A 14,301-nucleotide genomic window follows, 5' to 3' on the forward strand; every position below is an offset into this window, starting at 1 on the left:
CTGCGAGCGGCCGGGATGCGACCCCGACGCTGCCGACCCCGATTAGTCGGGTGGAATCAGACGGTGTCCAGCTTGGACGCTGCGCCGGCATCGAGGAACCAGACCGTCGATTCGGTGCCCAGCGCGCCTGCCGACGGGACGTCGTCGGAATCGGCTCCGCCCACCGCAGCGGCGACGGCGTCGGCTTTGTTCGCTCCGGAGACGAGCAACCACACGTGCTGTGCGCGGCGAACCGCAGGCAGTGTCAGTGTGATGCGCACCGGCGGGGGCTTGGGGGAGTCCTCGACCGCCACGACGAAGCGGTGCTGTTCACGCACTGCATCGGTGTGGGGGAAGAGTGAATTGATATGGCCTTCGCCGCCCATACCGAGGAGATGGACGTCGAACCGGGGCGTCGGCTCACCCTCCGATCCGGAATGCAGGATCTGTGCGTACGTTGCCGCGGCCACCTCGGGGTCGCTTCCGTGCGGTCCGTCCGATGCGGCCATCCGGAACACCCGATCCGGGTGGACATCGACGTGATCGAGCAGCGCCTCCGAGGCCTGGACCTCGTTGCGTTCGGGATCACCCGAGGGTAGGAAGCGTTCGTCGCCGAAATAGATGTCGACTTTGCCCCAGTCGATCGATCCGGAGTCCTCACGTAGCGCTTGCAGCAGCGCGATTCCGGTGCCGCCGCCGGTGATCACCACCGATGCGAAGCCGCGCTCGGCCTGCGCGGCCGTGACCACGTCGACGAAGCGAGATCGTGCAGCGTCGACCAGGGCCTGCGCGTCCAAGTACTGGAGTACCGATGTCTTACTCATAGCTCACTTTCGACAGTCCGTGCAGGGCGAGTTCGTAGATCTCATCCGTGTCGAGTCTGCGCAGTTCCTCGGCGAGGCACTCGCGAGTGTTGCGACGCGCCAGTGCGACCTCCGCGTCGGGCTGACCGGTGCGTCGCAGGGTTGCGGTCTTGCCGGTCTGCGGACGCGTCAGCGAGATGCTGCTGTTCTCTCTGATCAGCTCCACCTTCAGCTCACCCGCACGGCGGTGGACCGGCACGTCGAGTTTGGCGGCCAGCCAACCTGCCAGGATGTCGAGTGCGGGTTCTTCGGCCAGTCCGGACACCGTGGCCGAGACGACCGCCTCGAACGGAGCCTGGTCGAGCGCGGTGGCCAACAGGCCGCGCCAGTACGTGATGCGACTCCAGGAGAGATCGGTGTCGCCCTCGGTGTAGCTGCTGAGCCGACCCTTGATCGTCGCCGTGGTGTCGGGCGAGTTCGTGGCATCGGTGATCCGCCGAATTGCCAAGCGTCCCAGCGGATCCTTCGCCGGAACGGTCGGTGCCTCGTCCGGCCACCACGCCACGATCGGGGTATCGGGCAGCAGGAACGGGATCACCACACTGTGCTCGTGATCGGCGAGTTCGCCGTTCAGGCGCAACACGACGACCTCCGATGCACCGGCGTCTCCGCCCACCCGGATCTGTGCGTCGAGGCTCGATTCGGCGGATCGGTCTCCGTGGATGAGCACGATGACGCGGCACGGGTGCTCGCGGCTGGCCTCGTTCGCTGCGTCGATCGCCCGTTCGGCCTTGGCCGGATCACGGCTGGCGACGATCAGTGTCAGCACCCGGCCGATGGTCACCGCACCGCCTGCTTCGCGCACCTCCACCAACTTCTTGCCGACCTCGGCCGTCGTCGTGGCGGGGATGTCGACAATCACGGTCTTCTCCATTCGCGTCCGGTGCGGTGCATCATCTCGTCACCCGAGGAAGGCCCCCAGGTACCGGCTTCGTACGGTTCCGCGGTGCCGCCGGAAGCCCAGAATTCCAGAATGGGATCGAGGATCTTCCACGACAGTTCCACTTCGGCATTGACCGGGAACAGCGACGGCTCACCGAGCAGCACGTCGAGGATGAGGCGTTCGTACGCCTCGGGCGAGGATTCGGTGAACGCCTGGCCGTAGCTGAAGTCCATGCTGACGTCGCGCACCTGCATGCTCGATCCCGGCACCTTGGAGCCGAACCGCATCGTCACGCCCTCGTCGGGTTGGACTCGGATCACCAACGCGTTCTGACCGAGTTCCTCGGTCATCGTGGCGTCGAACGGCAGGTGTGGAGCGCGCTTGAACACCATCGCGATCTCGGTGACTCGACGCCCGAGTGCCTTGCCGGTACGAAGGTAGAACGGCACCCCACCCCAGCGTCGCGTATCCACCTCCAGGGTGATGGCGGCGTAGGTTTCGGTGTTCGACTCGGAGTCGAAGCCCTCTTCCTCCTTGAGGCCCTTCACTTTCTGGCTGCCCTGCCACCCCGCGGAATACTGACCGCGCGCCGAGGTTCGATCGAGTGGCTCGGCGAGTTTGGTGGCCGAGAGCACCTTGATCTTCTCCGATTGCAGCTCCTTGGGGTTGAAGCTCACCGGCTCCTCCATCGCTGTGATGGCGAGAAGCTGCAGAAGGTGGTTCTGGATGACGTCGCGGGCGGCGCCGATTCCGTCGTAATACCCTGCGCGACCGCCCAATCCGATGTCCTCGGCCATCGTGATCTGGACGTGGTCGACGTAATGCGCATTCCAGATCGGATCGAACAGCTGGTTGGCGAAGCGCAGTGCCAGGATGTTCTGCACCGTCTCCTTGCCGAGATAGTGGTCGATGCGAAACACGGTGTCCTCGGGGAACACTCGGTTCACGACCGCGTTGAGCTCTTTCGCGCTCTGCAGATCGTGTCCGAACGGCTTCTCGATGACGACGCGTCTCCAGTTGCCGTCCTTGCTCTGCGCCAGGCCCGAGCGCGACAGCTGCTCGAGGACGACCGGGAACGCGCTCGGCGGAATGGACAGATAGAAGGCGTGATTCCCGCCGGTGCCGCGGGTCTCGTCGAGTTCGGTCAGTGTTCGTGACAGCTCGTCGAACGCGGCGTCGTCGTCGAAGGAGCCTTGGACGAACCGGAATCCTTCGGCGAGGGTGTTCCACACCTCCTCGCTGAACGGTGTTCGCGCGTGATCGCGCACGGAATCGTGCACGATCTTGGCGAAGTCCTGGTTCTGCCATTCCCGCCGGGCAAATCCGACCAGGGCGAAACCGGGGGGTAGCAGCCCCCGGTTCGCCAGGTCGTACACCGCAGGCATGAGCTTCTTACGCGCGAGATCGCCGGTCACCCCGAAGATGACCATGCTGCACGGGCCCGCGATACGGGGGAGCCGCTTGTCTCGGGCGTCGCGGAGAGGGTTGCGCCAGTCCGCGGAGTGGAGAGGTTCGGTTTCTGCGGTGGGCACAGTCGATCAGCTCTTCTGACCTGCTTGGCGAAGCTGTTCGCCGGTGGCCTCGAGCAACTCGTTCCAGGCAGCCTCGAACTTCTGGACGCCTTCGTTCTCCAACGTCAGGAAGACATCGGAGATGTCGATACCCAGTGCCGAGATGCGGTCGAAGATCTCCTGGGATTCCGGTCCCTTGCCCGAGACCGTGTCGCCGACGATCTCGCCGTGATCGGCAACCGCGTCCATGGTCTTCTCCGGCATCGTGTTCACCGTGTTCGGCGAGACGAGCTCGGTGACGTACATGGTGTCGGGGTAGGCGTCGGACTTGACGCCGGTCGAGGCCCACAGCGGACGCTGCGGACGTGCGCCACTGCCGACGAGCTCGCGGAACCGAGGAGCGACCTCGAAGATCTGCTGGTACGCCACGTATGCGAGACGAGCATTGGCCAGCGCGGCCTTGCCCTTGAGCGCCTCGGCATCGGGAGTGCCGATCGCATCGAGTCGGGAATCGATCTCGCTGTCCACGCGGGAGACGAAGAACGACGCGACCGAGTGGATCTTGTCGAGGTCGTGACCGGCCGCGCGGGCCTTCTCAAGACCCTCGAGGTACGCGTTCATCACCAGCTCGTAGCGCTCGACGGAGAAGATCAGCGTGACGTTGACGCTGATGCCCTCGCCGATCACCTTGGCGATTGCGGGAATTCCGGCCTCGGTGGCCGGAATCTTGATGAGCAGGTTCGGGCGGTCGACGATCTTCCACAGCTCGACGGCCTGCTCGTACGTCTTGTCGGCGTCGTGGGCCATGCGGGGATCGACCTCGATCGACACCCGGCCGTCGACGCCTGCACTCGCCTCGTACTGAGGCATCAGGATGTCGCATGCTTCCCGGACGTCGTCCGTGGTGACCGTGCGGATCGTGGTCTCGACGTCGGCACCTTCACCGGCGAGCTTGGTCACCTGCTCGTCGTAGGCCTCGCCCGTGCTCAGGGCTGCCTGGAAGATCGACGGGTTGGTGGTCACTCCGACGACGCTCTTGGTGTCGATCAGGTCCTGGAGGTTGCCCGAGCGGATGCGGTCGCGGGACAGGTCGTCCAGCCATACCGAGATGCCGGCGGCGGAGAGCTCTGCAAGATTCTTGTTCTGGGTCATGAATTATCCCTTCACATTGGTGATGGAGCGCTGTGCGGCTGCGGTGACGGCCTCGGCCGTGAAGCCGAACTCGCGGAAAAGTGTTGCAGCGTCGGCAGATTCGCCGTAGTGCTCGAGCGAGATGATCTCGCCGAAGCCACCGACGATCTTCCACCACGGCATCGCGATGCCGGCCTCGATCGACACCCGGGCCTTGACGGTGGGCGGGATCACCTGATCGCGGTAGTTCTGATCCTGGCTCTCGAACCACTCGACGCACGGCATCGAGACGACGCGGGCGGCGATGCCCTGCGCCTCGAGCTGCTTCTGCGCCTCCACGGCGTACTGCAGCTCGGAGCCGGTGCCGATCAGGACGACGTCCGGGGTCGCCTTGGACGACTCGACGAGAATGTATCCACCCTTCGAGACGCCCTCGTAGCTGGTGCCCTCGAGAATCGGGATGCCCTGACGCGTCAGCGCGAGACCGACGGGTCCGCTGCTGCTGGACTTGGCCAGCACGGCCTGCCATGCGAATGCGGTTTCGTTGGCGTCACCGGGGCGAACCACCGACAGGTTCGGAATCGCCCGCAGCGCCGCGAGATGCTCGACCGGCTGGTGCGTCGGTCCGTCCTCGCCGAGGCCGATGGAGTCGTGCGTCCACACGTAGATGGGGTCGATGTCCATCAACGACGCGAGTCGAACTGCCGGCCGCATGTAGTCGCTGAACTGCATGAACGTTCCGCCGTATGCGCGGGTCGGGCCGTGCATGACGATGCCGGACAGGATGGCACCCATCGCGTGCTCACGGATGCCGAAGTGCAGCGTGCGGCCGTACGGCTCGGCGTCCCAGTCGTCGGTGGAGATCGACGTGGGGCCGAAGGACTTCGCACCCTTCATCGTGGTGTTGTTGCTGCCGGCCAGGTCAGCGGAGCCGCCCCACAGCTCCGGGAGGACAGGTCCGACGGCGTTGAGGACCTCGCCCGACGCCGCACGTGTCGCGACGGCTTTGCTGCCGGGCTCCCAGGTGGGCAGAACGTCGGTCCAGTTCTCGGGCAACGTGCCCTGGGTCAGGCGGTCCAGTAGCTTCTTGCGCTCGGGCTCGCGCGCGGCCCAGGCGTCGAATTCGACGGTCCACTCGGCGTGAGCCTTACGGCCGCGTTCCTGCAGCTTGCGGGTGTGGCCGATGACCTCGTCGGTGACCTCGAACGTCTTGGCGGGGTCGAAATCGAGTGCCTGCTTGACCTTAGCGATCTCCTCGTCGCCCAGTGCGGCACCGTGAACAGCACCGGTGTTCATCATGGTGGGGGCCGGGAAACCGATGATGGTGCGCAGGACGATGATCGACGGCTTGTCGGTGACAGCCTTGGCAGCCTCGACGGCCTCTTCGATGGCAGTCACGTTCTCACCGCCCTCGACCACCTGCACGTGCCAGCCGTAGGCCTCGTAGCGCGCGGCCGTGTTCTCGGACAGGGCGATGTCGGTGGAGTGCTCGATCGAGATCTTGTTGTCGTCGTAGAACAGGATCAGGTTGCCGAGCTGCTGCGTACCGGCCAGCGACGACGCCTCGGACGTGACGCCTTCTTCGATGTCGCCGTCGGAGGCGATCACGTAGATGAAGTGGTCGAACGGACTCTCGCCGAGTGCGGGCTCGGGATCGAACAGGCCACGCTCGCGGCGCGCCGCCATGGCCATACCCACGGCGGAGGCGAGTCCCTGACCGAGCGGGCCGGTGGTGATCTCGACGCCGTCGGTGTGGCGGAACTCGGGGTGCCCGGGAGTCTTGGACTTGTAGGTGCGCAGCGCCTCGATGTCGGCGAGCTCGAGTCCGAAGCCGCCCAAGTAGAGCTGCAGGTAGAGCGTCAGGCTCGAGTGACCGCACGAGAGGACGAATCGGTCGCGGCCGATCCAGTGCGTGTCGGTGGGATCGTGGCGCATGGTGCGCTGAAAGAGGGTGTAGGCCAGAGGGGCCAGGCTCATCGCGGTTCCGGGGTGGCCGTTGCCGACCTTCTGCACTGCGTCCGCTGCCAGAACACGAACGGTGTCGACCGCTCGGGTGTCCAGGTCCGTCCAGTCGCTCGGGTGGTGCGCCGTGGTGAGGACGTCAATATCGTCTGTGATCGACACGAGCAGAAATCTCCTGACATTCGTTCGAGTTGTGGCTCCGAGGAATCGTCGCTCGGCGTCCGCTGCAATGCGCCTGGGTGGAGCGCGCGCGCAGTCGGTGCCGAAGGACGTCCCCCACCAGCCTAGTTCCGTCCGACCCTACTGTCGTGCCTTCCCCCGGGCGATTGCGCGCGGGTTACTCGTAGGCGACGTATTCCTCACTTTGGGTGCCCTGCGAATTGGAGGTGCAAACCCAGCCGTCTACCATCGGTCGTAGTAGGCGTACGTTCGTCGGCTGCCGCGATAGTGAACGCGGGGGTCGGCGCGTGCGCGAAGGCGCCGAAGTGTCGCCATGAAGAGTCAACCCGCGTGCCGGTGGCATGCGAGCAAGTGGCCGAGCGCCAGAGAACGACAGTCGTGCGAGGAGACGCAGTGCGAATTGGGCAGCAGCCGGGCGGACACGGTTTCGCCGGCGGCCCCGGATTCGGAGCAGACGACGAGGGTGAGCCCACGCAGGCCGCGCCGGCGACGTCCGCCCCGCGCAGAGCACTCGCACTCTTTCTTGCGTATGTCGCGCTCACGAAGCCCCGGGTCATCGAACTCCTCCTCGTCACGACCATTCCGGCGATGCTGCTGGCCGACCGAGGAAACGTCGATCCCTGGCTGATCCTCACCACCCTCTTCGGCGGAATGCTGGCCGCAGCCAGCGCCAACACTCTGAACATGGTCGTCGACGCAGACATCGACAAGGTGATGAAGCGCACCGAGAAGCGCCCACTCGCGCGCGGTGCCATGCCCGTCTCGCACGCCCTGATCTTCGGGCTCGTCCTGGGTGTGTTCTCGTTCTTCTGGCTGTGGGCCACCACGAATCTGCTCAGCGGTGTGCTCGCCGTCGTGACGATCTGCTTCTACATTTTCGTCTACACGCTCGTGCTCAAACGGCGCACCTCGCAGAACGTGGTGTGGGGCGGCGCGGCCGGATGTATGCCGGTGATGATCGGTTGGTCCGCCGTGACCGGCACGATCGGGTGGCAGGCGCTGGTGATGTTCCTGGTGATCTTCCTGTGGACGCCGCCGCACACCTGGGCACTCATGCTCCGCTACAAGGAGGACTACCAGGCCGCCAACGTGCCGATGCTGCCTGCTGTCGCCTCGGAAACGAAGGTCACCAAGCACATCGTGCTCTACGCGTGGGCCACCGTTGCCGCAACGCTCGCGTTGGCCCCGGGCTCGGGCATCGTCTACGCAGCCGTCGCTGTGGCGTCGGGAGTGTGGTTCCTCGTCGTGGCCCACCGTCTCTACGCAGGCGTGCGTGCGGGAACACCGGTCAAGCCGCTCAAGCTGTTCATTCTCTCGAACGAATACCTGGCACTGGTGTTCTGCGGCTTGGCCGTCGACTCCGTTCTCGGCTGGCAGACGCTCGCTCAGATCCTTTCCTGAGCGAGCCGTCCGGCACAGTCGGCGTCAGGGAACCAGCACGATGGACCCCATCGTCTTGCGTGACTCCAAATCGATGTGGGCCCGAGCAGCATCCTCCAGCGCGTACTGCGCACCGATCTCGACCGTCAGAGCGCCGCTGGCCATCGCTGCGAACACATCTCCGGCGCGCCACTCCAGTTCGGCCCGGTTTCGGATGTGATGTGCGAGCGTGGGCCGGGTCAGGAACAGGGAGCCCGCGCCGTTCAGGCGCTGCGGATCCATGGGCGGGACGGGACCGCTCGCGGCACCGAACAGAGCCAGAGTCCCTCTGATCCGAAGCGACGCAAGACTTGCCTCGAACGTGTCGGCACCCACGCCGTCGTACACCGCATGGACACCCTCACCGTCGGTGATCTCACGCACGCGGGCGGCGATGTCGTCCTCGTAGCGCAACACGTGGGCGGCACCGGCCTGCGTCGACCGCTCGGCCTTGGCATCCGTGGAGACCGTGGTGATCACGTTCACGCCCTTCGCCACCGCCATCTGCGTCAACAACAGTCCGACGCCACCTGCGCCTGCATGTACCAGCACTGTGTCGCCCCGCTGGGCGGGATAGGTGGACTCGATCAGGTAATGCGCAGTCATGCCCTGGAGCAGCGCCGAGGCGGCCTGATCGGCAGGAACACCGTCGGGAACCGCGATGGCCGAGGAAGCGTCCACCAGGACGTATTCGGCGTAGCTGCCGGGTGCTGCGGCCCAGGCGACGCGAGCTCCCGGAGCAAAGTCCGTGACGTCCGCCCCGACCTGATCGATCACTCCGGACCCCTCGTCGCCGGGAACGTAGGGGAGTGCGCGCGGATACAGGCCGCGCCGAAAGTACGTATCGATGTAGTTGATGCCGATGGCGTCCGTCCTGACCAGGAGTTGAGCAGGTCCTGGCGTCGGTATCGGAACATCGACGACGTTCATGACCTCGGGTCCGCCGGTGTTGTCTATTCGAATGGCACGCATGAAGTCCGTTCTACACCGGCGCGTCGCACCCGGTGGCATCGATCCGCTCGATGTACGCACGCGGGCGAAGTTACCGATCAGTAACGACTGGACGGGTCGATGCGGGGACTGCGAACGGCCTCGGTATCGTGTCGGCATGGCTACCGAAATCGACAGTGCGGGCATCGAGAAGAACGAGTCGAACGACGTTCCCAAGGGAACGCTTGCGGCGGTGAAGAGCTTCCTCGCCGACCACGGCAACTCTGCCAACGTGGTGATTCAGCCGGTCGGTCGCGCCGGGACTCGGCTCACCATGGTCGGTGCCGACGGAGTTCTGGGGGACCAGGTGGTGGCGACGACCGCCATCGCCCGCGCGATCGTCGACGGTCTCGACCAGTTGACCGAGGCCGAATGGGACCGCGAGTTGACCAGTTCGGTCAATCCGGCACCCGGACACCACGAGAAGATGGCCGGGTGGGTAGCCCATCAGAAGAAGTTCCCGAAGGCGCGTAACCAGGCGATCGTCTGAGCGGAGAAAAGTCGCAAAACTTGTTCGATTCAGCGGGAACCATCTGGGCACCCGGTGCGTCGAAGTCAGTGGAGGGGCAGTCGGCCATCTGAGGGGGAGGTCGGCTGCCCCTCCACCCTGTTCGAAGATCGATCGATCGTCACGAGTGAACTGCGACGTCCTCGGCGGTCTCGATCTTGTCGGTCGCGGCTGGGCCGCGAGTTCGGCAGGCCGCCCAGACGGCAGCGGTGGCGGCGGTACACGCGCCCGCACCGGCCACATGGAAGGCGACGAGTACGGCTGGAACCCCGGTGAAGTACTGGACCAATCCGATCAGAGACTGTGCCAACACCAGAACGATCAGGACATTGAGTCGAAACGTGACCGTCTTGGGCGCACGAACGGCATACAGGGCGAAGGCCAGTCCGACGAGCAGCCCCAGGTAGCCGACCAGGAACTGCGAGTGCGCGTGCACCAGCGTCACGATCTCGATACCGAGGCGCGGTACCGGTTCCTCGATGCTCTTGTCGCCTGCGTGCGGACCAGCTCCGGTCACCATGGTGCCCGCGATCAGCACACCCGCCAGAGCGATCCCGGACAGTCCCGTCAGCGCTCGCAGAGCACCGGGCACCGTCGGCGTCGACTCCGATGCCGCATCGCTCTCGCCCACCTTGGCGTACAGCAGCGTGGCCAGCCAGACCATCGCCATCGAGACGACGAGGTGAACGGCGACGGTCCACCACAGCAGTCCGGTCAGCACGGTGAATCCACCGATCACGGCCTGCACGACGGTACCGAGTGGCATCAGCCACGCGAAGAACAGCACTCCGCGACGACGCCGCGCCCTGGTGACGGCGATGACGACAGCGGCAGCAGCGAGCACGACCACGAACGTGAGCAGGCGGTTACCGAACTCCACGGCCTGATGCAGAATCGGCACCTCGGACACTCCGACGGGGGTGAAGCTCCCGGGGAAGCACTGCGGCCAGGTGGGGCAACCGAGACCGGATCCGGTGACGCGAACGACTGCACCGGTGACGGCGATGCCGCCCTGCGTCAGGATCGCGATGAAAGCCAGAATTCGCTGTACGCGAAGCGACGGCAGTGGCAGGAGATCGACGACGCGCAGGAATACGCCATAGAGCTTCCGTGGGAGGTAAGGCACTCCACGATGGTAAACGCCGATCAACTACACAGCGTCGTTGGGTAGCGAGCGTGACTCAGGTGAACTTGAACGTGCGGACGGCGAGCGTGCTGCACACCGCAGCCCACACCAGCAGTACGACCACACCGAACACGTCGAACGACGACGCCACACCCCTGCTCAGTGCCTCGCCCAGTGCGCCGGACGGAACGATGCGTGCCACGTTCTGCAGTCCCTGGGGGATCTGGTCGTCGACGAACACAGCGCTTCCGACGCCCAGCATCACGAACCAGGCGACGTTCGCCAGCGCCAGCACGATCTCGGCGCGCAGGGTGCCGCCCAGCAGCAACCCCATGGACGCGAAGGTGACGGTTCCCAGAGCGATGATGACGGCACCGAGCAACAGCCCCGTCGCGCTCGGGCGCCATCCGAGAGCGACTCCGATCGAGCCGAGCAGAATCGACTGCAGGATCACCACGATCACCACGGCGGCGGATTTGCCGCCGATGATGCCCCACCGCGGAAGTGGTGTCGCCCCGAGCCGCTTGAGAGCGCCGTAGCGGCGATCGAAGCCGACGGCGATCGCCTGACCGGTGAACGCCGTCGACATGATGGCAACCATCATCACGGCCGGGACCACTCGGGCAACTCGGTCGACGCCGAGCTCGCCGAAGGGCAGCAGGGTCAATCCGATCAGCAACGTGATCGGGATGAACATCGTCAGCAGCAACTGTTCACCGTTGCGCAGCAACAACTTCAGCTCGAGGCGGGTCTGCGCGAGCAACATACGTGCAGCCGACGCGGGCTGCGGGCGAGGCGCGAACAGACCTGTCTCGAATCGGTTGTCGGCGAGCCGGGCTTCTCTGCGCACGGTCACTTCCTCAATTCTCTGCCGGTCAGTTCGAGGAACACGTCCTCGAGGCGGCGCTGGTCGACCTGCAGTTCGGTCGCCAACACGTCCTGCTGTGCACACCAGGACGTGACGATCACCAGGATCTGCGGCTCGATCACACCGGCGACCACATAGGAACCGGGCGTCGGTTCCGACGGTACGTAACCCGGGGGAAGAGCCGCGTCGAGCATGGAGAGTTCGAGTCCAGGGGGTGCGGTGAAGCGCAGTTGGCCCTCGGCACCCTGCTTGGTCAGCTCCGAGGGAGTGCCCGAGGCGACGACGCGGCCGTTGTCGATGATCGTCAGCCGGTCTGCGAGCTGCTCGGCCTCGTCCATCAGATGTGTCGTGAGCAGAACGCCGACTCCGTCTCGGCGCAGGGCGTCGATCAGCTCCCACACGAGCAGCCGGGCCTGGGCGTCGAGCCCGGCGGTCGGTTCGTCCAGGAACACCAGTTCGGGCCGTCCGACGATGGCGCACGCCAGAGCGAGCCGCTGCTGCTGCCCACCGGAGAGCCGCCGGTACGGGGTGCGGACGGCCGAGGTGAGGCCGAGGCAGTCGAGGAGCCATGCCGGATCGAGGGGGTCGGCGGAGTACGAGGCGACGAGTTGGAGCATCTCGCCGGCTTTGGAACCGGGGTATGCACCTCCGCCCTGGAGCATGACGCCGATGCGTGGCCGCAGCTGCGCCGACTGCGCGACGGGGTCGAGTCCGAGGACTCGGACCGAGCCGCCGTCGGGGACGACGAATCCTTCGCACATCTCGACGGTGGTGGTCTTTCCGGCTCCGTTGGGGCCCAGCAGTGCGAGAACCTCGCCGGGGCCGATGTTCAGGCTCAATCCGTCGACGGCACTGACACCGTCGTACGACTTGCGTACGTCGGTCAGCTGTACGACAGGTTGCGTCGCGTCGGACGTCCCGGAGATCACGAGGACTCAGCGTATTCGTCTGCGCTGCGGTCGCGTGCCGGTGGTCCGGTGCGGGTGGGCCACGGCATCCGGTTTCGCGTGAACAGGTAGAGCACTGCGATCGTCAGGATGGTCATGACTGCGGCCTGCACGATCTGGAACGGCTGGTACTCACTGCCGTTCGGCATCAGGATCACACTCACCAACGACGAGAAGGCGATGGCCGGACGCCGGAACGAGGAAGTGGTGGCCCATGCCGCCAGCGGAATCACCGCCCACAGCAGGTACCAGGGTTGGACCACGGGGAACAGCAGGACGACGGCACCGAGCGCGACGCCGAGTGCGCCGACCGGATGTAGCCGGCCGCGCAGAACGGCGATCAGCATGCGGACGACGATGATTCCCGCGACGACGGCAGCGATCGGGCGAGTGAGACCCAACACGGCGGTGGTGTGGTCGCCGAGGCCGAGGAGTACACCGACGAATCCGGTGCCCAGCCCGAGAATCGTGGGAATCGACATCCAGCTGCGCACCACGCCGGCGGTCCCCAGAGTGTTGATCCAGCCGAAGCCGAGCCCACTGCCCAGGCTCACCGCGACTTGGACCGCGACGGCGATCGAGCCGAGCAGGATTGCCGCGTACACCACGGATCTGAGGGTCCCGCCCCACCGCCTCGACAGGGCCATCCCCACGAAACCGAGTGCGATGAGCGAGGGAATCTTGATCGCAGACGACAGCGCGATCAGGCCTGCTCCGCCGACGAGGAATGCAATATCGGTGCTGCGGAGGGGACCCGAGCGCTCGATCGCGCGAAGCGCCAGTTCGGTACCGGCCAGCATGAGCCCGATCATCAGGGCCTCGTTGTGGATACCGGCGACCAGGTGGAACAGCAGCAACGGGTTCGCGGCACCGAGCCACAGTGCCGTCACCGACGCAACCCCGCAGCGTCGGGCGAGGCGGGGCAGCGACCAGACGATCAACGCCACGCCCGCCAGTGCGAGCAGACGATGCAGAAAGATGCCGGCGACGATGTTCTCGCCGGTCAGGTACGTGATGCCACGCCCCATCCACAGGAACAGTGGGCCGTAGGGTGCCGGGGTCTCCCGCCAGATGTTGGGAACCGTTCGGGTCAGTACGTTGTCGGCCCCGAGTGCATCGACCGGACCGACCTCGTACGGGTCGAGTCCGCGTGCGGTGATCTCGCTCTGAGCCAGGTACGAGTAGACGTCGCGCGAGAACATCGGCGGTGCCACGCACAACGGCAGGATCCACAGCAGCAACGTGCGGTCCATCTGGGAGCGGGTGAGTCGCCGCGGGGTCGCTCCCGATCGCAAGCGTCCCAACGCGAATCTTCCCAGCAGCAACCACGCGAGCACCACGATGACGGTTCCGGTCATCGTGACGGTCAGTGCGGTGGTCGCCATCCGGGACGGCAGGCTCAGAAGTCGGACGCCTGCGATCGGGTTCTGCAGCACCGGCTGCGCGCCTGCGCCGAGTGCTCCGATCGCCATCAGCAGTGCGCCCGCGGCACCGAAACGACGGATGTTCCTGAGCTGGTTCGTCTCCGCCGGATTCAGCCCCGGTGCCTCCTGCTCGTCTCCGTGCAGGGTGGCGACCACCCCGCCCGGAGGCGTGGGCTCGAGGCCGATGACTCGACGTGCCGGGGCCACGACGAACCTGTGGACGAATGCAGTCGGCGTGGACTTCGATGTGCCGGACACCGGGGGAGACCCGGGACCGCCCGCAGAAGGTGAGCTCTCGAAACTGGGCTCACTGTCGGTCGATGGCACAGTGGGAGCGTAGCGGGGCACTCGCTCACCACCTGCACCGTGCTCCACCCGACGACATGCGCATCGGCCGCCGCGCTGGGTGAGCAGCCCGCATAGGGCACCCTTGCTGGACCGAGTACAGCAATTCCGTCACACTGGTGTTGTGAAAACAACCGAGAGCTCGCTCGTGCGTCCGGGAAGTGT

12 protein-coding genes are annotated in these 14,301 nt (G+C 65.7%); 2 read left to right on the plus strand and 10 right to left on the minus strand.

Translation table 11 applies throughout. The features are described from left to right. Positions 1-56: 56 nt before the first annotated feature. From pgl to tkt, 5 genes are read right to left on the minus strand one after another with little or no spacing between them, the layout of a single operon-like run. Entirely contained in the window at positions 57-803 is a 747-nt protein-coding gene (pgl, locus tag CH256_RS18345; protein ID WP_094670227.1) for a 6-phosphogluconolactonase, read from the minus strand. Then, the gene (gene opcA, locus CH256_RS18350; protein ID WP_170946023.1) at positions 796-1,704 is read right to left on the minus strand and encodes a glucose-6-phosphate dehydrogenase assembly protein OpcA; all 909 of its coding nucleotides are present in this window, start codon (positions 1,702-1,704) and stop codon (positions 796-798) included. Before opcA ends, pgl begins: the two co-directional genes overlap by 8 nt. Next, the gene (gene zwf / locus CH256_RS18355) at positions 1,701-3,257 is read right to left on the minus strand and encodes a glucose-6-phosphate dehydrogenase (protein ID WP_094641873.1); all 1,557 of its coding nucleotides are present in this window, start codon (positions 3,255-3,257) and stop codon (positions 1,701-1,703) included. Before zwf ends, opcA begins: the two co-directional genes overlap by 4 nt. Positions 3,258-3,263: 6 nt before the next feature. After that, complete coding sequence (tal, locus tag CH256_RS18360; RefSeq protein ID WP_094641871.1) at positions 3,264-4,388, minus strand: transaldolase; 1,125 nt, start codon at positions 4,386-4,388, stop codon at positions 3,264-3,266. A gap of 3 nt (positions 4,389-4,391) precedes the next feature. Beyond that, on the minus strand, positions 4,392-6,491 hold the full coding sequence (gene tkt / locus CH256_RS18365) for a transketolase (RefSeq protein WP_068050519.1): 2,100 nt from the start codon (positions 6,489-6,491) through the stop codon (positions 4,392-4,394). Positions 6,492-6,902: 411 nt separating this feature from the next. Here tkt and CH256_RS18370 point away from each other — a divergent pair, with 411 nt between their 5' ends. Then, entirely contained in the window at positions 6,903-7,910 is a 1,008-nt protein-coding gene (locus CH256_RS18370; protein ID WP_068050518.1) for a heme o synthase, read from the plus strand. A gap of 24 nt (positions 7,911-7,934) precedes the next feature. Here CH256_RS18370 and CH256_RS18375 read toward each other — a convergent pair whose 3' ends face one another. Beyond that, positions 7,935-8,900 (minus strand): quinone oxidoreductase family protein, encoded by a 966-nt coding sequence (locus CH256_RS18375; protein WP_094641869.1) that lies wholly within the window; start codon positions 8,898-8,900, stop codon positions 7,935-7,937. A gap of 136 nt (positions 8,901-9,036) precedes the next feature. Here CH256_RS18375 and CH256_RS18380 point away from each other — a divergent pair, with 136 nt between their 5' ends. Next, positions 9,037-9,408 carry a hypothetical protein gene (locus tag CH256_RS18380; RefSeq protein WP_068050522.1) on the plus strand — a complete coding sequence of 124 codons (372 nt, stop codon included), beginning with the start codon at positions 9,037-9,039 and terminating at the stop codon, positions 9,406-9,408. A 139-nt stretch (positions 9,409-9,547) separates the two neighbouring features. On the opposite strand, the gene CH256_RS18385 is transcribed toward CH256_RS18380, so the two are convergent. The 4 genes from CH256_RS18385 to mptB are packed head-to-tail and all read right to left on the minus strand — an operon-like array spanning position 9,548 to position 14,049. Then, positions 9,548-10,552, minus strand: a complete 1,005-nt coding sequence (locus tag CH256_RS18385; protein WP_094670228.1) for a COX15/CtaA family protein — start codon at positions 10,550-10,552, stop codon at positions 9,548-9,550. 55 nt (positions 10,553-10,607) lie between these two features. After that, positions 10,608-11,402, minus strand: coding sequence for an ABC transporter permease (locus CH256_RS18390; RefSeq protein ID WP_373454844.1), 795 nt, complete (start codon positions 11,400-11,402; stop codon positions 10,608-10,610). Between the two features lie 2 nt (positions 11,403-11,404). Next, positions 11,405-12,349 carry an ABC transporter ATP-binding protein gene (locus CH256_RS18395; protein WP_176460513.1) on the minus strand — a complete coding sequence of 315 codons (945 nt, stop codon included), beginning with the start codon at positions 12,347-12,349 and terminating at the stop codon, positions 11,405-11,407. Continuing rightward, positions 12,346-14,049, minus strand: a complete 1,704-nt coding sequence (gene mptB / locus CH256_RS18400; protein WP_373454845.1) for a polyprenol phosphomannose-dependent alpha 1,6 mannosyltransferase MptB — start codon at positions 14,047-14,049, stop codon at positions 12,346-12,348. Before mptB ends, CH256_RS18395 begins: the two co-directional genes overlap by 4 nt. Between the last annotated feature and the right edge of the window lie 252 nt (positions 14,050-14,301).

It is taken from the genome of Rhodococcus sp. 05-2254-6 (assembly GCF_002258565.1).
Lineage (GTDB): Bacteria > Actinomycetota > Actinomycetes > Mycobacteriales > Mycobacteriaceae > Rhodococcoides.

Excerpts from the sequence above, each read along its gene's own strand:
- CH256_RS18375 (WP_094641869.1), bottom strand. The coding sequence starts at position 8,900 with ATGCGTGCCATTCGAATAGACAACACCGGCGGACCCGAGGTCATGAAC.
- pgl (WP_094670227.1), bottom strand. The coding sequence starts at position 803 with ATGAGTAAGACATCGGTACTCCAGTACTTGGACGCGCAGGCCCTGGTC.
- tal (WP_094641871.1), bottom strand. The coding sequence starts at position 4,388 with ATGACCCAGAACAAGAATCTTGCAGAGCTCTCCGCCGCCGGCATCTCG.
- CH256_RS18380 (WP_068050522.1), top strand. The coding sequence starts at position 9,037 with ATGGCTACCGAAATCGACAGTGCGGGCATCGAGAAGAACGAGTCGAAC.